26 protein-coding genes are annotated in these 26,931 nt (G+C 63.7%); 21 read left to right on the top strand and 5 right to left on the bottom strand.

What is annotated here, in order from left to right:
* Positions 1–102 precede the first annotated feature (102 nt).
* The 14 genes from hflK (at position 103) to ACN0YJ_RS02270 (ending at position 14,423) form a co-directional block, all read left to right on the top strand.
* Complete coding sequence (gene hflK, locus ACN0YJ_RS02205) at positions 103–1,263, top strand: FtsH protease activity modulator HflK (protein WP_417477301.1); 1,161 nt, start codon at positions 103–105, stop codon at positions 1,261–1,263.
* Positions 1,260–2,141 (top strand): protease modulator HflC, encoded by an 882-nt coding sequence (hflC, locus tag ACN0YJ_RS02210; protein ID WP_417477302.1) that lies wholly within the window; start codon positions 1,260–1,262, stop codon positions 2,139–2,141. Before hflK ends, hflC begins: the two co-directional genes overlap by 4 nt.
* Before the next feature lie 14 nt (positions 2,142–2,155).
* Positions 2,156–2,332 (top strand): DUF2065 domain-containing protein, encoded by a 177-nt coding sequence (locus ACN0YJ_RS02215; RefSeq protein ID WP_417477303.1) that lies wholly within the window; start codon positions 2,156–2,158, stop codon positions 2,330–2,332.
* A 144-nt stretch (positions 2,333–2,476) separates the two neighbouring features.
* Positions 2,477–3,865, top strand: a complete 1,389-nt coding sequence (locus tag ACN0YJ_RS02220; protein WP_417495207.1) for a Do family serine endopeptidase — start codon at positions 2,477–2,479, stop codon at positions 3,863–3,865.
* Positions 3,862–4,779, top strand: a complete 918-nt coding sequence (gene miaA / locus ACN0YJ_RS02225) for a tRNA (adenosine(37)-N6)-dimethylallyltransferase MiaA (protein WP_417495208.1) — start codon at positions 3,862–3,864, stop codon at positions 4,777–4,779. The genes ACN0YJ_RS02220 and miaA overlap by 4 nt, the downstream gene beginning before the upstream one ends.
* A 93-nt stretch (positions 4,780–4,872) precedes the next feature.
* Positions 4,873–5,877, top strand: coding sequence for a ketol-acid reductoisomerase (ilvC, locus tag ACN0YJ_RS02230; RefSeq protein WP_417495209.1), 1,005 nt, complete (start codon positions 4,873–4,875; stop codon positions 5,875–5,877).
* 60 nt (positions 5,878–5,937) lie between these two features.
* Entirely contained in the window at positions 5,938–6,444 is a 507-nt protein-coding gene (locus ACN0YJ_RS02235; protein WP_417477307.1) for a hypothetical protein, read from the top strand.
* Between the two features lie 66 nt (positions 6,445–6,510).
* A complete protein-coding gene (locus tag ACN0YJ_RS02240) occupies positions 6,511–7,251 on the top strand; it encodes a TVP38/TMEM64 family protein (protein ID WP_417495210.1) in 741 nt (246 codons plus the stop codon).
* Positions 7,252–7,375: 124 nt separating this feature from the next.
* The gene (locus ACN0YJ_RS02245) at positions 7,376–8,416 is read left to right on the top strand and encodes a rod shape-determining protein (protein WP_091769730.1); all 1,041 of its coding nucleotides are present in this window, start codon (positions 7,376–7,378) and stop codon (positions 8,414–8,416) included.
* A gap of 32 nt (positions 8,417–8,448) precedes the next feature.
* Positions 8,449–9,408, top strand: coding sequence for a rod shape-determining protein MreC (gene mreC / locus ACN0YJ_RS02250; RefSeq protein WP_417495211.1), 960 nt, complete (start codon positions 8,449–8,451; stop codon positions 9,406–9,408).
* The gene (gene mreD / locus ACN0YJ_RS02255; RefSeq protein WP_417477310.1) at positions 9,405–9,926 is read left to right on the top strand and encodes a rod shape-determining protein MreD; all 522 of its coding nucleotides are present in this window, start codon (positions 9,405–9,407) and stop codon (positions 9,924–9,926) included. Before mreC ends, mreD begins: the two co-directional genes overlap by 4 nt.
* A 39-nt stretch (positions 9,927–9,965) precedes the next feature.
* Complete coding sequence (mrdA, locus tag ACN0YJ_RS02260; protein ID WP_417495212.1) at positions 9,966–11,813, top strand: penicillin-binding protein 2; 1,848 nt, start codon at positions 9,966–9,968, stop codon at positions 11,811–11,813.
* Entirely contained in the window at positions 11,813–12,958 is a 1,146-nt protein-coding gene (gene rodA, locus ACN0YJ_RS02265) for a rod shape-determining protein RodA (RefSeq protein WP_417477312.1), read from the top strand. Before mrdA ends, rodA begins: the two co-directional genes overlap by 1 nt.
* Positions 12,959–13,070: 112 nt before the next feature.
* The gene (locus ACN0YJ_RS02270) at positions 13,071–14,423 is read left to right on the top strand and encodes a sodium-dependent transporter (RefSeq protein WP_417495213.1); all 1,353 of its coding nucleotides are present in this window, start codon (positions 13,071–13,073) and stop codon (positions 14,421–14,423) included.
* A 121-nt stretch (positions 14,424–14,544) separates the two neighbouring features.
* On the opposite strand, the gene pip is transcribed toward ACN0YJ_RS02270, so the two are convergent.
* Positions 14,545–15,510 (bottom strand): prolyl aminopeptidase, encoded by a 966-nt coding sequence (gene pip / locus ACN0YJ_RS02275; RefSeq protein WP_417477395.1) that lies wholly within the window; start codon positions 15,508–15,510, stop codon positions 14,545–14,547.
* A gap of 113 nt (positions 15,511–15,623) precedes the next feature.
* Between pip and ACN0YJ_RS02280 the strand changes: the two genes are divergently transcribed.
* Complete coding sequence (locus tag ACN0YJ_RS02280; RefSeq protein WP_417495214.1) at positions 15,624–16,295, top strand: hypothetical protein; 672 nt, start codon at positions 15,624–15,626, stop codon at positions 16,293–16,295.
* Entirely contained in the window at positions 16,295–16,900 is a 606-nt protein-coding gene (locus ACN0YJ_RS02285; protein ID WP_417495215.1) for a class I SAM-dependent methyltransferase, read from the top strand. Before ACN0YJ_RS02280 ends, ACN0YJ_RS02285 begins: the two co-directional genes overlap by 1 nt.
* Here ACN0YJ_RS02285 and ACN0YJ_RS02290 read toward each other — a convergent pair.
* The 3 genes from ACN0YJ_RS02290 to ACN0YJ_RS02300 are packed head-to-tail and all read right to left on the bottom strand — an operon-like array spanning position 16,857 to position 19,971.
* Positions 16,857–17,954 carry a prenyltransferase/squalene oxidase repeat-containing protein gene (locus ACN0YJ_RS02290; protein ID WP_417495216.1) on the bottom strand — a complete coding sequence of 366 codons (1,098 nt, stop codon included), beginning with the start codon at positions 17,952–17,954 and terminating at the stop codon, positions 16,857–16,859. The two genes, ACN0YJ_RS02285 and ACN0YJ_RS02290, sit on opposite strands and share 44 nt — an antisense overlap.
* Entirely contained in the window at positions 17,954–18,673 is a 720-nt protein-coding gene (locus ACN0YJ_RS02295; RefSeq protein WP_417495217.1) for a class I SAM-dependent methyltransferase, read from the bottom strand. The genes ACN0YJ_RS02290 and ACN0YJ_RS02295 overlap by 1 nt, the downstream gene beginning before the upstream one ends.
* Positions 18,673–19,971 (bottom strand): glycosyltransferase family 4 protein, encoded by a 1,299-nt coding sequence (locus tag ACN0YJ_RS02300; protein WP_417495218.1) that lies wholly within the window; start codon positions 19,969–19,971, stop codon positions 18,673–18,675. Before ACN0YJ_RS02300 ends, ACN0YJ_RS02295 begins: the two co-directional genes overlap by 1 nt.
* Positions 19,972–20,096: 125 nt before the next feature.
* On the opposite strand from ACN0YJ_RS02300, the gene ACN0YJ_RS02305 reads away from it, so the two are divergent.
* From ACN0YJ_RS02305 to ACN0YJ_RS02325, 5 genes are read left to right on the top strand one after another with little or no spacing between them, the layout of a single operon-like run.
* Complete coding sequence (locus tag ACN0YJ_RS02305; RefSeq protein ID WP_417477319.1) at positions 20,097–21,269, top strand: MFS transporter; 1,173 nt, start codon at positions 20,097–20,099, stop codon at positions 21,267–21,269.
* A 10-nt stretch (positions 21,270–21,279) separates the two neighbouring features.
* Positions 21,280–22,434: an ABC transporter permease gene (locus ACN0YJ_RS02310; RefSeq protein WP_417477320.1), complete on the top strand. Its 1,155-nt coding sequence runs from the start codon at positions 21,280–21,282 to the stop codon at positions 22,432–22,434.
* Positions 22,431–23,204, top strand: a complete 774-nt coding sequence (locus ACN0YJ_RS02315; protein ID WP_417477321.1) for an ABC transporter ATP-binding protein — start codon at positions 22,431–22,433, stop codon at positions 23,202–23,204. The genes ACN0YJ_RS02310 and ACN0YJ_RS02315 overlap by 4 nt, the downstream gene beginning before the upstream one ends.
* 3 nt (positions 23,205–23,207) lie before the next feature.
* Entirely contained in the window at positions 23,208–24,158 is a 951-nt protein-coding gene (locus ACN0YJ_RS02320; RefSeq protein ID WP_417477322.1) for an MlaD family protein, read from the top strand.
* The gene (locus ACN0YJ_RS02325) at positions 24,155–24,775 is read left to right on the top strand and encodes an ABC-type transport auxiliary lipoprotein family protein (protein WP_417477323.1); all 621 of its coding nucleotides are present in this window, start codon (positions 24,155–24,157) and stop codon (positions 24,773–24,775) included. The genes ACN0YJ_RS02320 and ACN0YJ_RS02325 overlap by 4 nt, the downstream gene beginning before the upstream one ends.
* 50 nt (positions 24,776–24,825) lie before the next feature.
* Here ACN0YJ_RS02325 and ACN0YJ_RS02330 read toward each other — a convergent pair whose 3' ends face one another.
* On the bottom strand, positions 24,826–26,862 hold the full coding sequence (locus tag ACN0YJ_RS02330; protein WP_417495219.1) for a hypothetical protein: 2,037 nt from the start codon (positions 26,860–26,862) through the stop codon (positions 24,826–24,828).
* Positions 26,863–26,931 lie beyond the last annotated feature (69 nt).

Raw genomic sequence — 26,931 nt, forward strand, 5'->3', positions numbered from 1 at the left:
AGGGCGGGATTGGCAGCCTGCACGTCCCCCCCGATTACCCTTGAACCTTTGCCCGCAAACGTTCATCTATTGACGCAATGTATCGAGAGGAATGAAGCATCCATGCCCTGGAACGATAATACCGGCGGTAGCGGCGGCGGCGGAGGCCCTTGGGGCTCAGGCGGCGGCAATAACGGAAATGGACAAAATCCCTGGGGCCGCAGGCCCGAAGGTGGCGGCGGTGGTGGCGGTCAGGAGCCGCCCGATCTCGACGAAGTTGTGCGCCAGTTGCAGCGCAGCTTCCGGGGCATGTTCGGCGGCGGCGGTAAATCCGGCGGCAAGGATGGCGGCAAGGGCGGCGGTGTGTTCGGCGTTGGCCTCGTACTGGCAATCCTGATCGGTGTCTGGTTCCTGCTTCCCGGCAGTGGCTGGTATCAGGTCGGACCCAACCAGAACGGTGTCGTGCTGCGCTTTGGCGAATACAGCCGGACCACTCCGCCCGGCCTGCATTTCAAATTCCCGACCCCGGTCGAGACGGTCTTCCTGCCCGAAGTGACGACGACCAATACCCTCTCCATCGGCGCCGGCTCTGAAGGACAGATGCTGACGCGCGACCAGAATATCGTCGATATCGATTTTGCCGTGCAGTGGCGCGTCAATCTGGGTTATCCCAACGGCGTTCGCGACTATCTGTTCAATGTCCGCAACCCGGAAAATACGGTTCGTGCGGTCGCCGAAAGCGCCATGCGCGAAGTGATCGGTTCTTCGAACCTGCAATACATCATCACCGAGGGCCGCGGCGAAGTTTCGCGCCGGACCAAGGAATTGCTGCAGGCAACGCTCGATGAATACACGGCGGGTGTCGAGATCCTCGAGGTCAACCTTCAGACCGCCCAGCCACCTGCCAGCGTGATCGACGCCTTCCGTGATGTGGATGTCGCCGAGCAGGATGCTGAACGTCTGCGTCTGGAAGCCACCTCCTATTCCAACCGGGTTATCCCGGAAGCGCGTGGTGATGCGGCCCGTCTGGGCGAGGCAGCCCAGGGTTATCGCGACTCGGTGATCGCCGAGGCGCAAGGCCAGGCTGATCGTTTCCTGTCGATCTATCAGGAATATGTGCAGGCGCCGGAAGTGACGCGTCACCGCATGTATCTGGAAACCATGGAGGGCGTATTGCGCGATTCCGACCTGACCATTCTCGATAGTCAGTCCGGCGCCGTGCCCTATCTCCCGCTTGACCAGCTTGGTCAGAACCGCACTCGCAGTCAGGGGAATAACCAATGATCCGCACCCTCGGAATAATCATCCTGTTCGGCGTCGTCTTCGTCGGGCTGCAGAGCGTCTATACGGTGAATGAACTCCAGCAGGCGCTGATCCTGCGCGTTGGTGAGCCGGTCGATGCTGTCAATGAAGCGGGCGATGAAGATCCCGGCCTGCACTTCAAGCTGCCCTTCATCATGGATGTGCTGATGTTCGACAAGCGCAATCTGGAATTCGACATGAGCCCGGAAGAAATCCAGGCGTCGGACCAGGTTCGCCTCGTCGTTGACGCCTTTCTGCGATACCGGATCGTCGATCCCCTGCGCTTCTACCAGACCGTCGGAAATGAGCGTGGGGCCCAGTCGCGCCTGCGCTCGATCATGGATGATAGCTTGCGCGGTGTGATCGCCTCGATCCCGTCCCAGGAAGTTGTCTCCGGTCAACGTGCCGAATTGATGGACCGGGTCCAGGCCGCGGTCGAAGCCCAGGTCGGCCGGCAAAATCTCGGTATCGAAGTGGTCGATGTGCGCATTCTTCGTGCTGACCTGCCGCAGCAGATCGCCGAACGCGTCTTCCAGCGCATGCGCTCGGAGCGTGAACAGCGCGCCGCGCAAATCCGCGCCGTCGGTGCCCAGCAGGCCCAGGAAATCCAGGCTGATGCCGATCGTCAGGGCCTGATCATCCGGGCTGAAGCGCGCGCAGATGCGGAACGGATCATGGGTGAGGGCGATGCCCAGCGTAACGCCATCTATGCGGCGGCATATGGCCGAGATCCTGAATTCTTCGCCTTCTATCGCTCGATGATCGCTTACCAGGAAGCGATCGGGGCCGGGACGCCGATTGTCGTCGCACCGGATTCGGAATTCTTCGACTATTTCCGTAGCGAGACAGGTCGTAACTAGGCGTGTTGACGGCCTTGCTTGTCGGTGTGGGCGTCGCTCTGGCGCTTGAGGGGGCGGCCTATGCGCTGGCCCCCGACGCGATGAAGCGATTTCTGCTCCAGATTCTGGATATGCCGGGCGACCAGCTGCGCATTGCGGGGCTGGTCGCCCTGGTGTCCGGGGTGGCGCTGGTGGCTTTCCTCGGCCCCTGACCGAGCGCGTTTCGACCCTGGCTGACGCGTGACCGCTTTGTCATCGCAATGACAATCACGTCACAATGCTTGCGGCACAGGGCTGCGAGGCGCTATCAATCAATGTGTAAAGAACGGTATTCCCAATTCGGATCGGTTGAGTTCATGCGTCGTCTGTTTGCCCTCGTCTTGCTGTTTGTCCTGCCCGCGACCGCCCTGGCGCATCCGGGATCGGGCGGCTTTGCCGATCTGGCCGAGGGGCTTTCGCCGGCCGTTGTGAATATCGCCGCGGCGCAGCGCCTCAATGCCGGCGAGGGCCTGCCCTCCTTTCCCGAAGGCTCGCCGCTCGAGCGTTTCAATGAAATTTTCGGCGACGCTCCGCGCATCGCCAATTCGCTGGGCTCCGGCTTCATCATCGATGAGACCGGCCTGGTGGTGACCAATAATCACGTCATCGACGGGGCCGACGAAGTCGAGGTCGCCCTGCCCGATGGCCGTGTCTTCGCGGCCGAGGTCATCGGCATTGATCCGGTGACCGATCTCGCCGTCTTGCGGATGATGAATGTTCACGAGGCGCTGCCGCATGTCAGCTTCGGTGACAGTGACCGCGCGCGTGTCGGCGACTGGGTGATCGCGATCGGCAATCCATTCGGCTTGGGTGGCACATTGACCGCCGGTGTCGTCTCGGCGCGTGGCCGGGAGGCTGGCGGGCGCTATGATGATTACATCCAGACCGATGTCGCCATCAATACCGGCAATTCGGGCGGCCCGCTCTTCAATATGGATGGCGATGTCATCGGCGTGAATACGCTGATCCTCTCGCCGACCGGGGCCAGCGTCGGCATTTCGCTCTCCATCCCGTCCAATATCGCAACCCGTGTCGTCGCGCAGCTGATCGAGTTCGGTGAAACCCGTCGCGGCTGGCTCGGTGTCAGCGTCCAGCCGGTGACGCCGGAACTGGCGGAAAGCTTCGAGCTCGACTCGCCGCATGGCGCGATCATCTCGCGCGTCGAGCCGGGTGGCCCTGCCGCGGCTGCTGATTTGCGCACCGGCGATCTGGTGGTCAGCTTTGATGGCCGCCGCGTGCGCGACAGCCGCAGTTTTCCCCGCCTGGTGGCCGAGACTGAAATCGGTCTGGTCGCAGAGATCGGGATTATCCGTCGCGATCGCCCGATGACATTGCGCGTCACCGTCGGTGAACTGGCAACAACGGCAGGTGATGCAGCCCCGGCAACCGCCAATTCACCCGTCCTCACCCCCGAACAGAGCCAGGGCAATAGCGTGCGCGGCATGACGCTGGCGGCGCTCGATACCGCGTCGCGCCGCCGTTTCCGGGTCCATCCCGACGCGACCGGCGTACTGGTCACCGAAGTCGCGGCGAGCAGCGATGCTGCCGGCAAGGTGCGCCCGGGTGACGTGATTGAAGAGGTCGAGTTCACGCGGGTCAGCTCGATCGAGGATATCCGCCGTATCGTTGATGGTATCCCGACCGGCCCGGTGCGCTTCCAGCTCAATCGCGGCGGTCAATACGTGCTGCAATCCATCCGGCCGTGACGCGCTGCCTGCTGATTGCGGGACCGACGGCGGCGGGCAAGACCGCCCTGGCCCTGGCGGCCGCCGAAGCGCTCGATGGCGAGATCATCAATGCCGATTCGATGCAGATCTATGCCGGTCTGGCGCTGATCACGGCGCAACCGGGCGCGGTCGATTTCGCGCGCGCGCCGCATCATCTTTTTGGCAGTGTTGACCCGGCCGAACGCTGGTCGGTCGGACATTGGGCCGGGGCGGCACTGTCGCTGATCAGGGACATTCGCGGGCGCGGCCGCACGCCGATCCTGGTGGGCGGCACCGGTCTCTATTTTCTGGCCCTGACCAAAGGTCTGGCTCCGGTGCCCGAGATTGATCCCGACACCCGCCGCCATGTGGCAGAGCTGATCGCGGCCTCGGGGCCGGAGGGTTTGCGCCGTGAGGCGGAGCGGTTGGACCCGGTCGCGGCGGCGCGCATCAAGCCGGCCGATCTGCAACGCCTGAGCCGGATTGTCGAAGTCGGCTATGCGACCGGCGAACCGCTGACAGCTTTCCATGCCGATACCCGGCCCATGCTTGACGCGGCGGACTGGCGCGGCATCGCCATCATCCCTGAGCGCCAGGCTCTGTATGACCGGATCGACCGGCGTTTTGAGCTGATGCTGGAGGCGGGGGCGCTCGACGAGGTGCGCGCCTTCGCCCGCCTCGGTCTGGATCCGCTCCTGCCAGCCAGCAAGGCGTTGGGCGTGCCGCCCCTGTTGGCGCATCTGCGCGGCGAGATCGGGTTGGCCGCGGCGGTGGCGCTGGCGCAACGGGATTCGCGTCGCTACGCCAAACGGCAATTGACCTGGCTTCGCAATCAACAGGCGGACTGGCCCCGCATTCATGCGCTCGACGCCGCCGCGCCGCGACGTGAGCTGGCCGCCATCCTGGCGCGTTGATCGCCGGGTTGCCGGCAAAAAGGTGCGCTGTGCTGGACTTGGGGCGTGAGCCTGCGTCCTATCGGCTGACCGCAGACGAGGATGATTCTGCCCATGACTCCGGACACGACTGAACCGCTCTACACCCGCGATATCGATCCTGGCCCGATCACCAGCCGCAAGCTTGCCCTGGTCGGTTATGGCAATCATGGGCGCTCGCACGCGCTGTGCCTGCGCGATAGTGGCGTGTCGCAGATCCGCATTGCGCTGCGCGCCGGTTCGGCCTCTCGGGCCAAGGCCGAGGCAGACGGGTTTGAGGTCGTCACCGTGGCCGAGGCTGCCGCCTGGGCCGATGCGATCGCCCTGCTGGCCGCTGATGAAGCGCACCGGCAGATCTGGACGCAGGACATTCTGCCCCATCGCAAGCCGGGCCAGGCGCTGATCGTCTGCCATGGTTTTTCGGTGCATTACGGAATGATCGAGGCGCCGGCCGATGCCGACATCATCCTCGCCGCGGCCAAGGGGCCAGGCGGCGCCGTGAGGGAGGAATTCCTCAAGGGCCGCGGACTGATCGGCTTCTGGGCCGTGCACCAGGATGCCAGTGGCCAGGCGCGGGCGCTGGCGCTGGCCTATCTGGCTGCAATCGGGTCGGGCAATGTCGGGATTTTCCCGACCACATTCCGCGAGGAAACCGTGTCCGACCTGTTCGGCGAACAGGTCGTGCTGGTGGGCGGCATGGTGGCACTGGCCAAGGCGAGTTTCACGCGGCTGACGGCGGCCGGCGTCAGTGAGCGCATGGCCTATATCGATTGCGTACATGAGCTGAAATATCTCGCTGACCTGATTCAGGCGCGCGGTATTGCCGGCATGTATGAGGCGATTTCCGATACCGCTGAATTCGGTGCCCGCGAGATCGAGGATGCGATTGCCGGGCCCGAATTGCTCAAGGTGTTCGACGGCGCGATGGAGGCTATCGAGTCCGGCCGCTTCGCGCGCAAATGGGTCGAGCGCTATGAATCGGGCGACCGGCTGCAGGCTGAACGGGCGCGTGATCGAACTTTGCCGATCGAGGCGGCCGGCGCCGAATTGCGCTCAAGGCTTGGCACCGCCACGAAATAGACAATAAATCTGTTCATCTCTGTCATCTACAGGGACATGAAATCAATTGTGGGGACAAAGATGGCATTCAATCCGGTCAAGGAGCGCCGCTACGGCGAACCGAAAGAAGTCGTGGCGCGCGTGTTCGAGGAAGTCGGGGGGATCCCCGAGGTGATGAACCTGCTCGAGCTCAGCCGGACCCGTGTCTATGCGCTCGCCGATCCTGATTCCAGCAATGAAATTTCCTATGCCCGTATCGCACGGCTGACCGAATCCGGCGCCACCGCAGCGGCCCAGCATCTCGCGGCGCTGGCCGGCGGGATCTTCGTGCCGGTCGACAAGGCGGCCGACGCCAACTGGCTGTCACTGGCGGGCGATGCCAGCCGCGGCAATGCGCGCAATATCGCAGCCCTGATGGATTCGCTGGGTGAAACCGAACGCTCTCCCGGTGTTGTCGACCAGCAGGAAGCGCGTGAAATTCTCAAATTGCTGGACGAACAGCTGGGCGTCCTGGCCTTGCAGCGTGCCAAGTTGACAGCGATCGCTGCGGGCGAGTTGCCGGACGAAACAGGCCAGGCTGACGGATGATCTGCGTTGCAGGCGCGCGGATCCGTGTTTAGTTAGCTCGCATCTTGTCCTTGGGTACCGGAGAGAATGAACGCTCTGATTCAATTCATGTTGCGCCTTGATGCGCGGGCCGCGCGCGCGATCGGCGTCTCCATCGCCCTGTTCGCGTGCGTCGCGGCCGTGTTCGTTATCGGACGTTTCGTGCTCGATATCGGGCCGGGTGCGATTGACGAGTGGTTCGATTCTGCGGCCAGCCGCTGGTATGCGCTGCCGCTGACGATCCTCGTCTTCATCGCCCTGTCCTTTCTCGGTGCTCCGCAATTTGGCTTGATGGCAGCCGCCATCGTCGCCTTCGGACCGCAGACCGGTTTCATCTACGCCTGGATTGCCACCCTGGCGGCGGCGACCGTCAATTATTTTCTCGGACGCTGGTTTGGCGCCGGCCTGCTGGCCCGGTTCGGCGGCGATTGGGCCAACCGGATTTCCGATTTCATAGGTCGTAATGGCCTGTTGGCGAGCATGATCGTGCGCTGGGTCCCATCCGGGCCCTTCATTGTCGTCAATATGGGCTTTGGCATCGCGCGCACGCCGTATTGGGCCTTCGGTCTGGGCACACTACTGGGGACGGGGCCGAAGCTGTTGGTTGTTGCCCTGGCAGGCCAAAGCATCCTGGCCATGATGAGCGAGGGACAGTTGCTGCTGGGCCTGACCCTGGCGCTCGCGGTGGCAGGCTGGATCGGCATGATGCTTGTCGCCCGCCGCTGGTTGCGGCGGAACCGGCCGGTCGAGGGGGCAGAGCCGCCAGCGAAACATGAGGCGGAGCCCTAGCCGGTCAAGCCAGGCAGTATGCGTTTGAACTTGCGTACCCCTTGCAATATGGCGCGGGGCGTCGCACAACAAAAAAAGCTTTCCCGCGGCATTGCCGCCACACCCCTCGAAACCAGCGCGCTCAATGTTCAACTATCTTTTCGGCTTACTTTCTGCAGATATCGCCATCGATCTTGGTACTGCCAACACGCTCGTCTACGTCAAGGGACGCGGTGTCGTGCTCAATGAGCCATCGGTGGTCGCCTACAAGGTCGAGAAAGGGCGTAAATACGTCCAGGCAGTCGGGGCGGAAGCCAAGCTGATGCTGGGCAAGACGCCGGGCAATGTTGAAGCGATCCGGCCGATGCGTGATGGCGTCATCGCCGATTTCGACGTCGCCGAGGAAATGATCAAGCATTTCATCCAGAAAGTGCACAATCGCCGTTCCATGGTGAGCCCGCAGGTCGTGATTTGCGTGCCGTCCGGCGCGACCGCCGTTGAACGCCGCGCCATTCATGAATCCGCTCTCGGTGCCGGTGCCCGCAAAGTCTATCTGATCGACGAACCCATGGCCGCTGCGGTCGGCGCCGGTCTGCCGATCGATGAGCCGACCGGTTCGATGATCGTCGATATCGGTGGCGGTACGACGGAAGTCGCCGTGATGTCGCTGTCGGGGATCGTCTATTCGCGCTCGGTCCGCGTTGGCGGCGACAAGATGGATGAATCCATCATCAATTACATCCGCCGCTCGGCCAATCTCCTGATTGGTGAAACCAGCGCTGAGCGGATCAAGAAGGAAATCGGCTCGGCCATGCCGCCGGTCAAGGGCGAAGGCCTGACCCTGGATATCAAGGGGCGTGACCTGATGAATGGTGTGCCGCGCGAAATCTCGATCACCGAGGCGATGATTGCCGATGCGCTCTCCGAGCCGGTCGAGCAGATCGTCGAAGCCGTGAAGCAGGCGCTCGAGGCGACACCGCCCGAGCTGGCCGCAGACATCGTCGACAAGGGCATTGTGCTCACCGGCGGCGGCGCATTGTTGCGCAATCTCGATACCGAGCTGCGTGAACGGACCGGCCTGCCGGTCTGTCTCGCCGATGATCCACTGTCCTGCGTTGTGCTGGGCTGTGGCAAGGCGGTTGAAGATCTTAAGCTTTGGCGCCCCATTCTGTCTGAAGCGGTCTAGTCTGCCGGGTCATGCAAGGGCAGGAGTGAGTCGTGGCGTCTCGTCGTTCAGGACGGCATGAAGGTGAGGGTGGGGTTCGGTTTTCCCGAACCCTGTTTATCGCCCTGCTTGTCCTCTCCGGTGCCCTGATCGCATTTGATCGTCCTGAAACACGCTCGGCCGGCTTTGCCAGCTTCCGCGCAGGCTTTACCGATATCGCTGCGCCAGTCCTGGAACTGGCCGCCCAGCCGGTTCGCGGACTGAAGGGGATTGGCCCCTATTTCCGGCGCCAGGGGGGGCTCGCGGCCGAGAATGCCGAGCTGCGTCAGCAATTGGTTGAAGCGCGCTATTGGGAAGATCTCGCCTATCGCCAGCGCGACCGGATCGAGGTCTATGAAGCGGCGCTCGACATCAACACACCGGCCACACAGGAGCGGATTGGCGCCTGGACGGTGGCCGATCCGGAAGGCCCTTTCGTTCGTGCCCGCCTGATCGGTCGCGGCCGCGATGCCGGCATTGATGATGGCTATCCGGTAATCAATCTGTACGGCCTGGTCGGACGCGTGTTCGAAAGCGGCCGCCGCTCCGCGCGCATTCTTCTGCTGACCGACCTCAACAGCCGCATTCCGGTCATGGCCGACCGCTCCAATGCGCGCGCGATCCTGATTGGCGACAACACCTCTTTTCCGCGCCTGGACTATGTCGGTCGCGACGCTGACATCCAGCCGGGTGATCGCATTGTCAGCTCTGGTGATGACGGCATCCTGCCGCGCGGCCTGCCGGTCGGCGAAGCGGTGGAGGCCCGTGACGGAAGCTGGCGCGTCCGGCTTTATTCCGATCAGGCCCCGGTGGATTTCGTCTGGGTGTGGCCGTACCAGCGGATCGAAGCGCCGGTCGACGAGCCAGAGGCCGCCGCGCTCGAGGCGGCCATGGATGCGCAGGGCCCTGAAGCCGACGGCGCTCCCGCCGCGACACCGGACAGCGAAGCCCTGCCGGATGGAGGCGAGCAATGAGAAAACCCTCTGAACGCCAGACACCCTATTGGGCCGCCGCCGCCTGCGCCTTGTCGGTCTTCCTCGCGCTGGTCGTCCAGGCCGCGCCAACGCAATTGGTCGATGGCGTCAATATCATGCCGACCTGGCCACTGATCGCAATCTTCCTGTGGGCCGGATTGCGGCCCTATTTCATGCCTCCGATCCTCGTCTTCTCGATCGGGCTTTTCCAGGACTTGTTGACCGGGGCGCCGATGGGCGTCTGGGCGCTGGCCTATCTGGTCTCGATTTCCGCTTTGCGGTTCCGCGGCGAGGATGGCATGCCGCGCGACTTGCCGCCAATCGTCGCCCGCTTTGCGGGAACACTCGTTCTGGCGCATGTGATTGCCTATGCCGCCGGTAGTCTGGCGCTGGGCCAGCTCGCCGACGTACGGCCCTTGATGATTGAAGCGACGGCGACCATGCTGATGTTCCCCTTGATCGCCCATTTCGCGCTGCGCCGCCGGCGCAGCAGCCGAACCGGCTTTATCGGAGGATGATCGCGAAACCCGATGCGCGCTGATCGCCAGGAACAGGATATGAAATTCACCCGCCGCGCCCTGCTGATGGCGGGTGGCGGGGCCCTGGCCTTTACCGGGCTGACTGCACGGCTGTATTCATTGCAGGTGCTGGAAGGCGAACGCTACCGCCTCCTGTCGGAAAACAATCAGTTCAATTTCCGGCTCGTGCCGCCCTCGCGTGGGCGCATCCTGGATCGCTTTGGCGCCTTGCTGGCGGATAATCGTGACAGTTTCCGCGTCCTCATCATTCCCGAACAGGCCGGCGATATCGCTGCGGCACTAGACCGGCTCGCGCGCTTCATGCCGTTGAGCGATTATGAGCGCGAACGCGTCTTGCGCGCCGCCAGCCGCGGCCAGCGTTTCAATGCCATCACCGTCGCCGAGGACCTCGATTGGCAGACCTTCTCCGCGATCAATCTCAATGCCCCTGAGCTGGCGGGCATGGCGCCGGATGTCGGCGAAGTGCGCTCCTACCCTTATGCCGCGGCTTTCGCGCATGTGGTGGGATATGTGCAAACGCCCAATGAGGACGATCTCGCCAATGAGTCCCGCGAGGCCGAGCGGTTGCTGCGCCATCCCGGCTTCAAGGTCGGCAAGACCGGCGTCGAGGTTGCGCGTGAACAGGATTTGCGCGGGTCTGCCGGCGCTTTGAAGATCGAGGTCAATTCGGTGGGTCGTGTGATCCGTGAATTGCCCGAACAATCCAACGCCCCGCAGCAGGGCCAGGATGTTGTCATGACGCTGGACGCCGATATCCAGCAATATGCCTATGAGCGGCTCGGCCAGGACAGCGCGGCCGCGGTGGTGATCGACGTCAATAGTGGCGAATTGATCGCCCTGGTTTCAGCGCCCAGCTTCGATCCCAATCTCTTTGTGGGAGGGATTTCGAGCGCTGATTTCTCGGGTCTGCGCGATAATGACCACCGGCCGCTCTTCCAGAAATCGATCCAGGGCACTTATCCGCCTGGTTCGACCTTCAAGGCGGTCTCGGCCGCGGCGGCGATCGAGCACAACGTCTTCCGGCCCAATGAGACCGTGCACTGTTCCGGCTCTGTGCGGCTGGGCGAACGCGAATTCCATTGCTGGCGCCGTCAAGGTCACGGTGCCGTCAATCTGCGTACGGCGGTGAAGACGTCGTGCGACATCTTCTTCTATGAAGCGGCGCAACGGCTGGGTATCGAGCGACTGCACGCGATGGGGCAACGTTTTGGCATCGGTCAGCCCTTCGATATCGGAATTTCCGGCGTCGCGCGCGGCATCATGCCGGACCCGGCCTGGAAACGGGCCCAGCGTAACCAGGGCTGGTCGACCGGCGATAGCTACAACACCGTGATCGGGCAGGGCGCCATGCTGGCCTCGCCGCTGCAATTGGCGGTGATGACGGCGCGCGTCGCCTCGGGCCGTGCGGTCGAGCCAACGCTCTACCGCAATGCCATGGCGCCGCCGGCACCGCATATGGGCCTGCGTGATGAATCGCTGGTGCAAGTGCGCGATGCCCTGCGCGCAGCGGCCGAGGAGCCGGGCGGCACGTCCTTCGGGCTTGGCGGTCTTGGCATTGACGGCATCGAGATGGCCGGCAAGACCGGAACGGCGCAGGTCTATTCGATCACCGCAGCCGAGCGTGAATCCGGTGTGCGAACCCAGCTCGATCTGCCCTGGCGGCTGCGTGATCACGGTCTGTTTGTCTGCTACGCGCCGGCCGATAATCCCAAATATGCGGTTGTCGTCGTGGTGGAACATGGCGGCGGTTCCAGCGCTGCGACACGACCTGCGCGCGACATCCTGCGCCGGGTTGTGGCCCGCGACCCGTCGAGCCGGCCCGGTGTTTTCGCCGATTTCGGCAATATTGCGCGGAGCGGTCTCTGATGGCGGTCTTCCGGGAAAGTGTGCCTCGCGACCTGCCGGGCAAGTTGATGGAACTCAACTGGTCGCTGGTGCTTCTCCTTGTCCTGATTGGCGCGGCGGGCGTCGGCATGTTGTACTCGGTGGGCGACGGGTCATGGGAGCCCTGGGCGGTGCAACACGCTATCCGTTTCGCGGTTGGCTTCGTCGCCATGCTGGTTATCGCCATGTTCCCGCCCCGCTTCTGGATGGGTGTGGCCTATCCGGTCTATACCGTCGCGCTCATCCTGCTGATCGGCGCGGAATTATTCGGTGCCACGGTCAATGGTTCGCAACGCTGGCTCGATATAGGCCCGATCCGCCTGCAGCCCTCGGAACTCATGAAGATCGCCCTGGTATTCGCACTGGCGCGTTTCTATCACGACCTGCCGACCGAGCGGGTTTCCCGGCTCGGTGGTCTGCTGGTGCCGGCAGCCCTGATCGGCGTGCCGGCCATGCTGATCCTGAAACAGCCTGACCTGGGTACGACCCTGCTTCTGGTCGCGACCGGCGGCGCGGTGGTCTTTCTTGCGGGCCTGAGCTGGAAAGTCATCCTGCCCGGCGCCGTTGCCGGTCTGGCCGCAGGCATCGGTTTCTTCAGCTATGGTCTGGAAGACTATCAACGCCAGCGCATCATGACGATGTTCAACCCGGATTCCGATCCCCTCGGTGCCGGCTATCAGATCCTGCAGTCCAAGATCGCCCTGGGGTCGGGTGGTTTCACCGGCAAGGGTTTCATGGAAGGCACGCAGTCACAGCTCGACTATCTGCCCGAAAAACAAACCGACTTCATCTTCACCATCCTCGGCGAGGAGTTCGGCTTCGTCGGCGGTCTGGTCATCCTGACGGTCTATGCCCTGATCCTGGCCAATACCGTCGCCATTGCGACGAGCTGCAAATCGACCTTCCTGCGCCTGACAACAATGGGTGTTGCCACCACATTCGGGCTCTATGTCTTCATCAATGTCGGCATGGTGATGGGGGTCCTGCCGGTCGTTGGTGTGCCGCTGCCGATGATTTCCTATGGCGGGACTGTGATGCTGGCCGTGCTCGCCGGGTTCGGACTCATCCTCGGCGCGCATATTCACCGCAATGCCGAGCCGCCACGCGGTGTCGGGCTGTTCGGCTGATCGGCTGTTCGCAGCAATCCCGAGCTTGACCCGGCTGTAGGGTTGGGGAAATGTGCGCTCCAATTAATAACCGTCCAGGCGCATAGACCGCCGGACATGAGGGGAGAGTTTCATGGCAGCAGCGCTCGCGAGCACGCACGCCCACTGGTCGTCGCGTTTTGCATTCATCATGGCCGCCGTCGGCTCAGCCGTCGGTCTCGGCAATCTCTGGCGCTTCCCGTTCATGACGGGCCAGAATGGCGGCTCGGCCTTCGTGCTGATCTATATCGGCTGCGTCATCCTGTTTGCCCTTCCGGTCCTGATGGCCGAACTGGCGATCGGGCGTCACGCGCAACAATCCGCGATCACATCGACCCGCAAAATGGCGATCGAAGCCGGCAAGTCCGGTAATTGGTCGATCGTCGGCTGGGTCTGTACCGCTGCCGGTTTCCTCGTACTGACGACCTATAGTGTTATCGCCGGCCAGGTCATGGCGTTCTCCGCCGCCGGCTTTGCCGGTGGGTTCGCCCAGCCTGATGGCGCGACGATGTTCTACGGCACTGACGGCGTCAAAATGCTCTGGCATTTCGGCTTCATGGTCCTGACCATTCTGGTTGTCTCACGAGGCCTGAAAGGCGGGATTGAGCGCGTCGCCACAATCCTGATGCCGCTCTTCTTCCTCGTCCTGATCGGCCTGACGATCTATTCGATGATGAATGGTGCGGCCGGCGAAGCCCTCAACTACCTGTTCGCGCCTGATTTCAGCGCCGTCTCGGGCCAGACCTTCGTCGCCGCGCTCGGCCAGGCTTTCTTCTCGGTCAGCGTCGCCTCGGCCATCATGATCACCTATGGCTCCTATCTGCCGCGCGATTCCAACATCGGCTCTTCGTCGGTTCTGATCGTTTCGGCTGATACGATGGTTGCTCTGATTGCCGGCCTGATGATCTTCCCGATCGTCTTCATGGTCGGGATGGACCCGGCTGCCGGGCTCGGCCTGATCTTCACCGCCCTGCCGCAGGTTTTCTCGACCATGCCGGCCGGTAATTTCATCGGTGGGGCCTTCTTCGCCCTGGCCTTCATCGCCGCCCTGACCTCGTCCATCTCCCTGCTCGAGGCGACCGTCGCCTTCGTCGAGGAGAATGCGAGTTTCGGTCGTTCGATGACCGCCTGGCTGCTGGGTGGCTTTGCCTTCATGATCGGCGCCGGTGCCGTCTATTCGGAAGCCTTTGCCGGCGGTTTCGTCGACGTGCTGTCCGGTCAGATCCTGCTGCCGCTTGGTGGCTTCCTGGTCGCGGTCTTCGCTGGTTGGGTGATCCCGAAGAGCCTGATGCGGACTGAACTGAGCCACGCTTCGCCGGGCCTGTTCGCCTTCTTCCACTTTGCGGTGCGCTATATCGTACCCGTGGCGATTGGCTCCATCCTGGTGCTTGGCCTGGATGATCGCTTCAATGCCGGCCGGCTCGGCACCATGATTGGTCTCGGCTAACCACCGCCCGCATTGCCGGGCACAGGCATACAAGGAAAGGCCCCGCCGGCGCAGATCGCAGGCGGGGCCTTTTTCTGTCTAGACTCAGGCCTGGCGAGCGCCGTCGCCGGTGATCCTGCCGCTAGCTGAACTGGTCGGCGAACGCATCTGTGGCGCGCACCAGCCCGTCGACAATCCCCGGCTCGCCGGCGGCATGGCCCGCATCGGGAATGATGCGTAGCCGCGCCCGCGGCCATTCGCGCGCCAGGCTCCAGGCCGTCTGCGGCGGCGTCACAACGTCATAGCGGCCCTGCACGATGATGCCGGGCAGGTGTTTGAAGCGCGGCGCGCTGTCGATCAGGGCGCCATCATGCTCCAGAAATCCCTTGTGGAAGAAGTAATGCGTCTCCATCCGGGCGAGGGCATCGGCGCGCAGCGGATCGGCCAGCGGCGCATCGGGTTGCCCGGCCAGGCTGATCAGCGCACTTTCCCAGCGCGCCCAGGCGAGCGCATCGGGGCGCCGACGCACGATGTCCGGCTCCTGCATGCGCTCATAATAGGCCTTGAGGACGTCCCCGGATTCTGTCGCGCTGAGCGAACCGGTCAGCCGCTCCCAGCTGTCCGGAAACAACATGTTGGCACCGCGCCGGTAGAACCAGTCGAGCTCGACCTGGCGGCATGTAAACACGCCGCGCAGGATCAGTCCCAGGCATTGGCTGGCATGTTCGCGGGCATAGGCGAGCGCCAGGGTTGCGCCCCATGAGCCGCCAAAAACCACCCATTTATCGATCCCGAGCGCGGCGCGAATGCGCTCGATATCGCCGACAAGATGGGCGGTGGTATTGGCGTTCAGGGCACCATGCGGTGTCGAGCGGCCGCAGCCGCGTTGGTCGAACAGGATGATGCGATAGCGCTCAGGGTCGAAAAAACGGCGCAATGCCGGTGAGATGCCGCCGCCGGGACCACCATGAAGGGCGATGACCGGCAATCCGTCCGGGCGACCGCAATCCTCGATATAGAGTTCATGTCCGTCCCCGACCGGCAGGCGCGAGGCCTTGTTGGGGCGGATCGGCGGGTAGAGCGGGCGGCGGGTATAGGCGGTGTCCATCGCGTCCATCTATCGTTAGCGCATCATCAATATAATATTGCATAGCTTATCAGAGCTACTCACTATACGCTCTAGCGAATTGGGGCAGGTTTCGTGTTGGGAATTATCGTTTGATGCGTGGATACCAGGGTGTTCTTGCGGCGATTTGCGCCTGCGGCTTGATCACGGCCTGTGCCAGCGACCCTATCTCACTTGTTGGATCCGGCGTCTCCGACACCGAGCTGCGCTCGAACCCGGCCCAGGCCAACTTGCTCAATGCCGCGCAGACACTCCAGACCAGCTATCGTGACAATGCCTGGGTCCGCACGGACGGAGCCATGCAGACGGCGCGTGGCTGGATGGACCGGCTGACCGGCCAGGCCGGCAGCGAGGCCGAGCCTGCGGAACAGCCGGGGCAGGCCTATATCGAATTACGCCAGCTGCTGACTTTGAATGGGGCTGCCGCCGCAGAGCTCGTCGTCACCGACGTCACGCTCGCCACAGCCCAGGCCCGCCAGGTCGACCAGGCGGCTCGGGCCATTATCATCCAGCCGGCCGGCTTTACCCGCTCAACTCTGACCCGTGATCTCGGTGAGGTCGAAACCGCCATCAATCTGACGCGCGAAGCGGTGACGACATTCGATGCGGTTGTCGCCCTGATGTCGGACCGATTTGACGAGGAGCAGCGCGCGCGTGTGAATATCGAACGCGACCAGCTGGCTTTTCTGTCTGAAAGCCTGCGCGACCATGCTGACGCGCTGGCGCGTTTGCGCCGCGAAATCCGCGATGTTCAGCCCTTTTCCTGATGCTTGATCCGTCGACCGTCAAAGGCTTCCTCGATCCGGTCGAGGGTGAGGCACTGGCCGCGCTTGCGCGCGAAGCCGGCCATCTCGGTCCGGTGCTTGAAATCGGCTCCTATTGCGGCAAGTCGGCGCTCTATCTCGGCCCTGCGGCGCGTGAGGCTGGCAGCGTGCTCTACACGCTCGACCATCATCGCGGCTCGGAGGAACACCAGGCCGGCGAGGAATATCACGACCCCGAACTGTTCAATGCCAAGCTGGGCGCTGTCGAGACCTTGCCCGCCTTGCGTGAGACGCTGTTCAGGGGTGGGCTCGAGGATTGTGTGATTCCGGTCGTCGGACGTTCGGCCATTATCGCGGCCCATTGGACCACACCGCTCGGCATGGTCTTCATCGATGGTGGGCATTCCATGGAGGCAGCCCTGGCCGATTATGAGGGCTGGACCGGCCGGATTGTCGCCGGCGGCATTCTGGCCATCCATGACGTTTTCCCGGATCCGGCCGATGGCGGTCGGCCGCCCTATGAGATCTGGAAACTGGCGGTCGCGTCGGGTCTTTACGACACCGTCAATCGCGTCGGGACGCTGGAAGTCCTGCGCCGCCGCGCTTGAGCGCGAATTCCGGCACGGCATTCTTGATCAAGAGAGTCGAGCCCTTGCTCAGCCCCTGAATCGCGTCCGCGGCCAGCACCATGGCCCCTGCGGTCCAGGACGGGCGTTCATAGGGCCAGATGACGCCCTCCTCGAACTGCCATCCCATCCAATAGCCGCCATCCTTGGCCGCCAAGGGCGCGAGGTCTGCGAGCAGGGATGTGGCCTGGCTCGTCTTGCCGACCGCCATACAGGCCAGCGCCAGCTCCGCCGTTTCGGCGGCGGTCACCCAGGGCTCGTCGGCGACGCAGCGGCAGCCCAGTCCCGGCTCGACGAAGTCGGTCCAGCGGGCATAGAGACGGGCGCGGCCGGTCTCGATCGGCAAGACACCGGCCAGCACCGGGTAATACCAGTCCATCGCATAGCGGCGGCGATCAATGCCGGTACGGTCGAAGCGGGCGTCATTTTCGCGCAAGGCCGCGCCGAGCCGCTGTCGGGCCTGCATCCATTCGCGATCATCATGACCCAGCATGCGCGCGATCTGGATGGCACATTCAAGCGCCTTGTAGAGGCTGGCATTTCCGGCGCGCAAGGAATCGAGCGCTTCCATTGTCTCGCCCGTATCGGGCGCGCGCCAGACAATATCACCATGGCGCGTCTGATGGCTGAGGACCCAGTTGATCGCCCGGCGCAATTGCGGCCAGTAGCGTGACACCTCTGCCGGCGTGTCCAGCGCCAGCATGGAGCGCAGCAGGGTGACAGCGGCATAGCCGGAGAAATTCGTGTCACGTGCGGTCTCCGGCGTGCCCGGCACCAGGCGGCGATTGGCGTCATCGAGCGGCACGGAGGCTCCGAGATCACCGCGCCAGCCACCATCCTCGTCCTGGCGCTCGAACAGCGCATCAAGCGCCTTGCGGGCGGCGGCGCCGCGACCGGCAATGGCCAGTGCCATCACGCTCTCGCCGTGATTCCAGGCATCCCATATGCCTGCCTCGACCCAGGGAATGGAGCCGTCGGCTCGTTGCAGGCGCTCGATATGATCGGCGCAGGCAGCAATATCGATCTGTCTGGCCATCAGCCGACCTTCCGGAAATACATCACCACGGATTTACCCATGACCGGCGCCAGCAGCCATTCCAGCGACTGGGTCAGCCAGGGCTTCTCCATCAGGTCCCATTCAAGGAATTTACGGTAGAGCCGCACCGAGGCGCTGGTTTCACGCTGCTCCCACAAGGCGCATTGCAGCCACCAATAGGGGCTGTGCAGCCCGTGGGCCCAATGCCGTTTGAAACAGGCGAAGCCCTGTTTGCGGACCTGGTCGCGCAGGGCCTTGGTCTTGAAAATGCGGACATGACCGCCGGGCGTATTGTGATAGGCGGTCGACAGCTTCCAGCAGATCGCCTCGGGCCAGTAGCGCGGCACCGAAGCTGCGAAGATGCCGTCAGGCTTCAAAATGCGGGCGATCTCGGCCAGTACGGCGTCGGGATCGGGGACGTGCTCGAGCACTTCCGAACACAGGACCCGGTCGAAACTATTATCGGCAAATGGCAGGCGCGCAGCGTCGCCGGCGCTGAGTACAGCGCTGCGCAATGGCGAATGTGGTTCCGGTGGCGGCAGCTGGAAGAAGCCGTCGAAGGCCGCCTTGACCTCGCCATGGGAGAGATCGACGCCGACCACGTCCAGCGGGATCTCATTCCAGTAAAGGGCGTGCAAATGCCGGCCGCGGCCGCAGCCGAGATCAAGCACGCGCATGCCGGGCTCGAGCGCCATGTCTTCCAGTCGCATTGTCAACATCAGGCGTTCGGGCTCCGCTCCGCGAGGGCTTCGGCATAGAGCCGGGAGGCGGCCAGGGCGTGACGTGACCAGTTGAATTCCTCGCGGGCCCGGATCGCCGCACGGGCGCCAAGGCGCCGTGCCTCTTCGGGATTGTCAAGCAGGCGGGCGAGATCATTGGCGAGGCTGGTGGCATCGCCGGCGGTGGAGATCAGGCCGGCATCGCCGACGACTTCCGGCAGGGCGCCGCCATTGCTGGCTGCGACGGCGCCGCCGCAAGCCATCGCCTCGGCGGCCGGAAAGCCGAAGCCTTCAAAGCGGGCGGGGCAGGCGACGATATGGGCGCGGCGATAAAGCTGGGCGATGGCTTCGCGCGTCAAACCGGAGCTTGTCGTGACGCGATTGCTGAGTCCGTGGGCGGCGAGCGCCTGTTTGGCGGGGCCGTCGCGCAGCGTACCGATAATGTGCAGCCGGGCCAGCGGGCGTGCCGCCGCGACGCGCGCAAGGGCGTCGATCAACACGTCCAGCCCCTTGATCGGGGCGTCGGCGCTGGCGGTGGTGACGATCAGTCCCGGCTCGGGCTTTGCCGCCGGATCGGGGTGGAAAATGTCATGGTCAATGCCATTGAAGGCGACGCGGACGCGGCTCGTATCGATGCCGTAATGGTCGGCATGGCTGTCGCTGGCGGCCTGGGAGACGGCGAGCAGGCGCGGCAGTTGGCGGGCGGTGCGTGCCTGCATGCCGATGAAATGATACCAGCGCCGGGTCAGGGCGCGTTCCCACCATTTGCCACCGGCAGCGAGAGCGTATTCGCGGTCGATGGCGATCGGGTGGTGGACGGTGGTGATGACCGGCAGGCGGCGATTGATACGCAGGAAGGGTGTCGCCAGGGTCTGATTGTCATGCACGACGTCGAAGCGATCCCCCTCCCGGGCGAGGAAGCGTTCGAGCCGGCGCGAGAAGGCGTAAAGCTCGCCGAAGGCACCGCTATTGTGGGAGAGCCATTCTGACAGATCGGCCCAGGATGCCAGATGCCGAAGTCGCAGCGCCATGAAGGCATTATCCTCGGCAAACAGGTCGAGCGCCGGCAGTCTGATCAGCTCGATACCGTCATCAAGTTCCGGGTAGGGCGGGCCGGATGCGACCGAGACCTTGTGCCCCAGATCGCGCAAACTGCGCGTCAATTCACGGATATAGACGCCCTGTCCACCGACATGCGGATTGGAGCGATAACCGGTCACCAGCACGCGCAAGGGGCGGAGCTGTGTGTCTTGATCCCTGGCTTCCGCACAATCCAATACTGCGGTATCCGCATCCATCTAGGGTCATTCCTCGGCTTCAATCTGGCGGCGAACCTATAGCGGTGAACACTGTTCGCCAAGCGCATCATGCCTATGCAGGAACAGTGGCACGGGTTATGGGCATCGCACATTGAAGGATTGAAATGATCAGATCGCCCGGATTCCGTTTTGCCACCTATTACGGGGCGTTCTACCTCACCCTGGGGGCTTTCCTGCCGTATTTCCCCAAATGGCTGGAAGGACGGGATCTGAGTGCGGAGTGGATTGGCTGGATTGTCGCCGCCGGTCTGGCGGGGCGGACACTGGTTTCGCCGCTGGGCGCGCGCTGGGCTGACAATGCGCGGCGCAATCGCGACCCGATTCTCCTGTTTGCCCTGGCAGCTACCCTTGTGTTTGCTGTTCACTACCCGGTGCACTCGCCCTGGCTACTGGTAATCCTGTCCTTCCTCTCCGGTGCGGTACTCTTTGGCCAGATCCCGGTGATTGACGCCTTCGCCCTGCGCCAGGCGCGCGACGGGTTTTTCGTTTTCGGCCCGGTCCGGGCAATCGGATCCGTGATGTTCATCATCAGCAATTTTGCCGCCGGCGCGCTGATCGACTGGCGCGGCAGTGAGACAATTCTCGCCTGCATCGTGTTCGGTTCGGTCGCGATCTCCATCGCTGCGGCGCGCTTGCCGGCTGGGGAGCGGGTTCCACATCCGCCGGCTGAGGAAGCTGACTTGTCGGCCCTGCGCCGGATGGTGGCGGGACCCTTCGGACTGGCTTTGGCGGCCTCGGCCCTGATCCAGGGGGGGCATGGTTTCTATTATGCCTTCTCGGCTGTTGCCTGGTCGGCGCAAGGTTATTCCGATGTGATCATCGGGGCGTTGTGGGCGAGCGGCGTGGCGGTGGAGATTGTCTTTCTCTGGCTGTCCGGTCGCGGTTGGCTCGGGCGGCTCAGCCCGGCAGCCTTGCTGATCCTGGGCGGTGCCGGCTCCATCCTGCGCTGGGGACTGACGGCATTGGCGCCGCCGCTTTGGGGCTTGTTTGCGCTGCAATGCCTGCATGCCCTGAGCTTTGCGGCGACCTATCTCGGATTTCTGCGCTATGCGGCGACGGCCGTGCCTGACCGGTTCGCGGCGACCGGACAGGCAATCAATTCGGCCCTGTCCGGCGGCGTGGTGATGGCGATCGCTTCGGCGGTCTCGGGATATTTTTTCGCGCGGCTGGGGACTACGGGCTTCGCGATCATGATATTGCCTGCCGCCGCCGGTCTGGCTGTTGCATTACTGCTTCACCGCATTTCTGTACTCCCTCGGACCGCCGATATCGACTAGGGTGCCAGATATGAGGGGAAATCCAGCGAGTTCTCAGACCAGTGCTGCGGTCGTTTTGCGCGAAGACGCGGGCAAGACGATCATTGAAGCGCATGGCGACTGGACGGTTGATACGATCGGCCGTGTCGATGACGCGATCCGCCAGGTTGAAACCAGTATCGAGCCCGACAAGATCGTCCTCGACCTGGGTCATCTCGGACGCGTCGACACGTCCGGTGCCTATCTGCTCGGGCGTGCTACGCGCCGCTGCGGTGTCCCCGATGGTGATTTTCATTTTCTCGGCAGCCACCCGACGGCGCGCCGGCTGATCGAGGAGGTCCGGCGCCGGACCCAGGTCTGCCCGCCCGACGCACCTCGGGGGCTCGGATTTTACGGCGCCCTGGCGCGGATCGGTGCGGGGCTCGAGGCGGCGGCGCGCGAAGCGATCGAGACGATCGGGTTTTTCGGTCAGACGGTGACGACGGGGCTGCACACCCTGGTGCGGCCATCGCGCTTTCGCATGACCGCGACGGTGTGGGCCATGGAAGAGGTCGGCGTCAATGCAATGCCGATCATCGCGGTCCTGTCCTTCTTCATCGGGGCGGTCGTGGCCTATATGGGCGCAAACCTGCTGGCCGATCTCGGCTTTGCGATTTTCAGCGTCGAGCTGATCGGCATTTCCGTGCTGCGGGAATTCGGGGTTCTGATCACGGCGATCATGCTGGCGGGGCGTTCGGATTCAGCCTTCACCGCCTCGATTGGCGCCATGAAGATGCAGCAGGAAATCGACGCGATGCGTGTGCTCGGGCTGGACCCGTTCGAGGTTCTGGTCCTGCCACGCGTGGTCGCCTGTGTGCTGATGGCGCCGCTGCTGACCTTCGCGGCCATGATCACCGGTATTTTTGGCGGCATGCTCGTGGCCTGGACCGCCCAGGACATTTCGCCGGCAGTTTTCGTGGCGCGTATTCATTCGGAGCTCGACTGGAGCCATTTCTGGGTCGGGATGTCCAAGGCGCCGGTCTTTGGTCTGGTGGTGGCGATTGTCGGTTGCCGGCAGGGCATGAAGGTGGCCGGCGATGTTGAATCCCTCGGCCGCCGGGTCACCGCGTCGGTGGTGCAGTCGATCTTCATCGTCATCGTCATCGAAGCCCTGTTCGCGATGATGTATCTGGAGTTGGGCATATGAGTACCGATGTCCTGATCTCGATTCGCGGCCTGCGCACTGCTTTTGGCAGCCATGTGGTGCACGATAATCTCGACCTCGATATCCGGCGGGGCGAAATTCTCGGGCTGGTCGGGGGATCCGGCACGGGCAAGACCGTGTTGATGAACGCCATCCTCGGGCTTCAGAACTATGCCGCGGGCGATATCCTGTTCAATGGACGCCGCTTCTCCGAGCTGAGTTCGGCCGAACGGCGCAAGGTCGATAGCCGCTGGGGCGTGCTATTCCAGAATGGCGCCCTGTTTACGTCGCTGACCGTGCTCGAGAATGTCATGGCGCCGCTGCGTGAGCATATCGATATGTCCGTCCCGTTGATGGAAGAGATTGCCGGCATGAAGCTCGGCCTCGCCGGGCTCGATTCCAGTGTGTTCGACCGCTTTCCCTCAGAGCTTTCGGGCGGGATGCGCAAGCGCGTCGCCCTGGCGCGGGCGCTCGCCCTCGATCCCGATATTCTTTTCCTCGACGAGCCCACCGCCGGTCTCGACCCGATCGGTGCAGCGGCGTTTGATGCGCTCATCCTGGAATTGTCGCGGGCGCTCGATCTGACCGTGTTGATGATCACGCATGACCTCGACAGTCTCTATGCGATCTGTGACCGAATTGCCGTCCTGGCGGATAAACGTGTCGCGGCGGTTGCGCCCCTGGAGGCGTTGATGCGAAACCCTCATCCGTGGATCCAGGAATATTTCCACGGTCCGCGCGGCCGCACCGCGACCGCCGGCAAGGAGAATTAGACGATGGAAACCAAGGCACATCACGTTCTGGTCGGTCTGTTCGCACTGATCTTGATCGCCGGCGGCGGTGTTTTCGCGGTCTGGCTCGGCAAGGTCTCTTTCGATGAGGATTATGCGTTCTACGATGTCGTGTTCGAGGGGCCGGTGCGCGGTCTTCGCGAATCCGCCGAAGTGCGTTTCAACGGAATCCAGGTGGGCGAAGTCACCTCGCTCGGGCTGGATGGCCAGAGCCGCGTCATTGCGCGGGTCCGGGTGCTGGCGCAAACGCCGGTGCGCGTTGATTCCTATGCCCAGCTTGAACCGCAAGGCCTGACCGGTCTGTCCTATATCCTGATTTCCGGCGGCGCTCCGGATGCCCAGCGCCTGTTGAGCCCGGCCAGCCGGCAGCCCCCACGCATTTTCGCGCGGCGCGCCCAGCTGGAGGGGCTTGTCGAAGGCTCCGAGGATGTGCTCGACGCGGCACAGCTGACCCTGTTCCGCCTGTCCGAATTGCTCAGTGACCAGAATGTCGAGGAGTTCTCCGCGACGCTGCAGAATTTGCGCGAGATCACCGACCGGGTGAATGCCGAACAGGTCCTCGTCGAGGAAATGCGCGCCGCCATCGGGCGGATCGATACTGCGGCTTCCGATATCTCCGATGCTGCCGTCACCTTGCAGCAATTCGGTGTCACGGCCGATGCCTTCCTGACCAATGAAATGGCGACGGCCGTCAATGAGACCACGGCGGCGGCCATTGCCGTCAACCGGGCCGCGACCGACACGACGGGACTGATCGAGGCGATTCAGCCGGCTCTGGAATCCTTCGCCCAGGATGGTCTTGAAGATATGACCCGCGCGGCCGGCGAGCTGAACCGGCTGGTTGAATCGATGGAACGCAGTGCGTCGGACTTTGAAAACAATCCCGGCGGCTTCATCGCCGGTTCGCCCCGTCAAACGGTAGAGGTGCCGCAATGAAACCCGTCATTTCGATCAAGCTGGCTGTGGTGGCGCTGAGCGCCTTGTCGCTCTCGGCCTGCGTGTCCCTGCTGCCGGAATCCACCCCGTCATCGGTCTATCGATTGTCGTCGCCCGAGGCGCGGACATGGACCGGTGAGGACTGGACCGTCATTGAGGTGGTGGCACCACAGGCGCCGCGTGGTCTCGCCGGTGACGAGATCGCCATCCAGATGGCCGATGGCCGTATCGCCTATATGGCTGCGGCGCGCTGGATCGCGCCGACACCCCGCATCATGCAGACTCTGATCGTCGACACCTTCAATGGCAGCGAGTCCCACCTGGCGCCAACCTTGCCGGAAGACGGTGTGCGCGCGGCCTATGAATTGCGGCTCGATCTGCGTGAATTCGAGGCGGTGTATGACCGCGGCGACACCAATGCACCGCTGGTCCGCGTCCGGCTGGCAACGCGGCTGGTCGCGAGCCGCGGCCGACGCATCGTCGGATCGAGTGTTTTCGTGGGCGAGGCGCGCGCGTCAAGCAATCGCATGGGGGCGATCGTCGCCGCTTTCGATCAGGCCGCGACGCAGGTCAGCCAGGATCTGGCCGACTGGACCGCGGAGCAGACCGCCCGGTGAATTGACGCGACCGCGCAGCGGTCGCGGTGACACTACCGGATGATCGACGCCTAGCTGTCGCCCTTGTCACGCTTGGCCGGGCGTTTGGCGGCAGCCGCACCGTCGTCAGCGTCGTCGCCATCGCCTTCGGCCGGCATGCTCGAGAGCAGATCCTTCCAGCGCCAGCCCGGCTCGCCGGTTTGACGGCCGCCGCGCTCCGGGAATCCGACGCTGTTTTCAGCCCCGCGGGGTGCGGCCCGGCGTGGCTGCGGTCCGGTCAGCGGTGCGTGCATCTCATCACTGGCTTCAGTGCTATCGGTTTTGGCGTCTTCATCGTCCGCCGGCTTGCGTTTGCGGCCCAGCAGCGGGTCAGGCAATTCATTCGTGCCGAGATCCGGTACGCGGCGGCCACCGGCCACCGAGCCCATGCGCAACATGAAATCGCTGAGCAATTCGTAATTCTGCCGGATGCGAGCCTGGAATGCGGCGTCAATTTCCTGGGATTCCTCGGCGGCAACCATGGCAGCGGCATTCAGCCCTTCCAGGCCACGGCGCAGGGCATCGGCAGCCTCCTGGGCGCGCTCACGGGCCATCACGGGCAGCTCGGCAAGGCGATCAGTCATCGTGTCGATATGGCGTTCGACGGTCTGGGTCTCGACGCGGGCCGATGCGAGCACGGCCTCAAGCCGGCGGCGGACCGACTCGGCGGCTTCATCGGCCACCTGCGATGCACGTGCGGTGAGCTTGTCGGCCTCGGCAAGGCGTTGCTGGAAGGCATCGTCGGAGCGCTGGGCGGCGTTGAAGGCGATTTCGTTGGAATGTTCGACCTTCTGCGTCACCGCATTCGCCTGAGCCTCGATGGCTTCGATCGCGGCCTCGGAAATTGACTTGGCTTCCTGGGCGGAGGCAATCAAGCGTGCCAGGGCGGCCTCATGCTCACGCGCCGCATATTCGGATTCCGACCGGACACGGCCCGCCAGGCCGTGCGCCCGCTCGAGTGCCTCGTCGACAGATTTCTTGAAGGCGGCCGCGCCATCGGTCGAGGCCGAGGTCAGGGCGTTGGCGCCGTCGCGCGCGGTGGTCGCCATGACATCGAGTTCGGCCCGGTGGAAGTCGAGCGCGGCGGCGATCTTCTCCTGCTCCTTGCGCAAGGCTTCACCGGCTTCGCTCAGGCGGCCGCGGTGTTTGACATAGGCAGCGTCGAGATTGTCGGTTCTTTCCTTGAGCGTGTCGGAAAGCTCGTGGAGATGCGCGGTGCGTTCCGACAGTTTGGTTGCCGCAATATTGCTGCGCTCGGTGACGGAATCGCCGGCGTCCTGCAGGCTTTCAACGCTGGCCAGGATGCGGCGTCCGCTATCACTGGCCTGGTTGGCGGCCAGTTCGGCGGCTGCCGCGACCATTTTGGACTGGTCGGAAATCGCTGCGGCAATCAGGGCGGCCTTGTCGTCGAAGGATTCGGAGACCTCGCCGAGACGCAGTCGCTCCTTGCGCAGACCCTTGAGCAATTCCTCGGTCCGGTCACGGGCATCGGTGGCCGAAAGCTCAAGCGATTCCGCGTGATGGCTGATGACTTCTTCCATCGCCGCCAGACGGGCGAGGGCGCTCTCCAGCGCCGAATTGATGCGGTCGACTTCGCCGGTCACGGCCTGGGAGAGGGACTGGACCTCGTGACGCGCATACTGGGCCGGCTCGGACAGGCGGCGGATGGCGCGTTCAACGCGTCGGGTATTATGGGCATTGCGGACCACTTCGCGTGCCATCAGCCCGCTCATGATGAAGAGCAGGGCCGGCGCGATAGCGAAAACGGCCAGCCCGGTCAGTTGTCCGAAGCCGTATTGTCCGAGACGTTCAAGCGACTGGACACCGAGGGCGCCCCAGATGAAGGCGGCGGCGCCGCCGACCCAGAGCAGGGCAAAGCTATTGGCGAGCCAGATCAGCCAGGCCCCGCCGGGATTTTCCTCTGCCCTGCGAGACTGGCGTGGATCAGCCTGCGGCGATTCGGACACCGGAACCTGGGACCCTGCCGCCGACACAGTCTGGTCGGTGGTGGATTCCGCCAGGTCGATTTCGGCGAGGTGGATTGATTTATCTAGCGTTTTCTCGGTCATATTGCGCTCGATCGGGCCATGGAGCAGGTGTGCTCCCGGACGGGGTCTGCGGACAGAAGGGCTCAATTG

The sequence above is a fragment of the Maricaulis sp. genome (assembly GCF_048270095.1).
In the GTDB taxonomy this organism is placed as follows: Bacteria; Pseudomonadota; Alphaproteobacteria; order Caulobacterales; family Maricaulaceae; genus Maricaulis.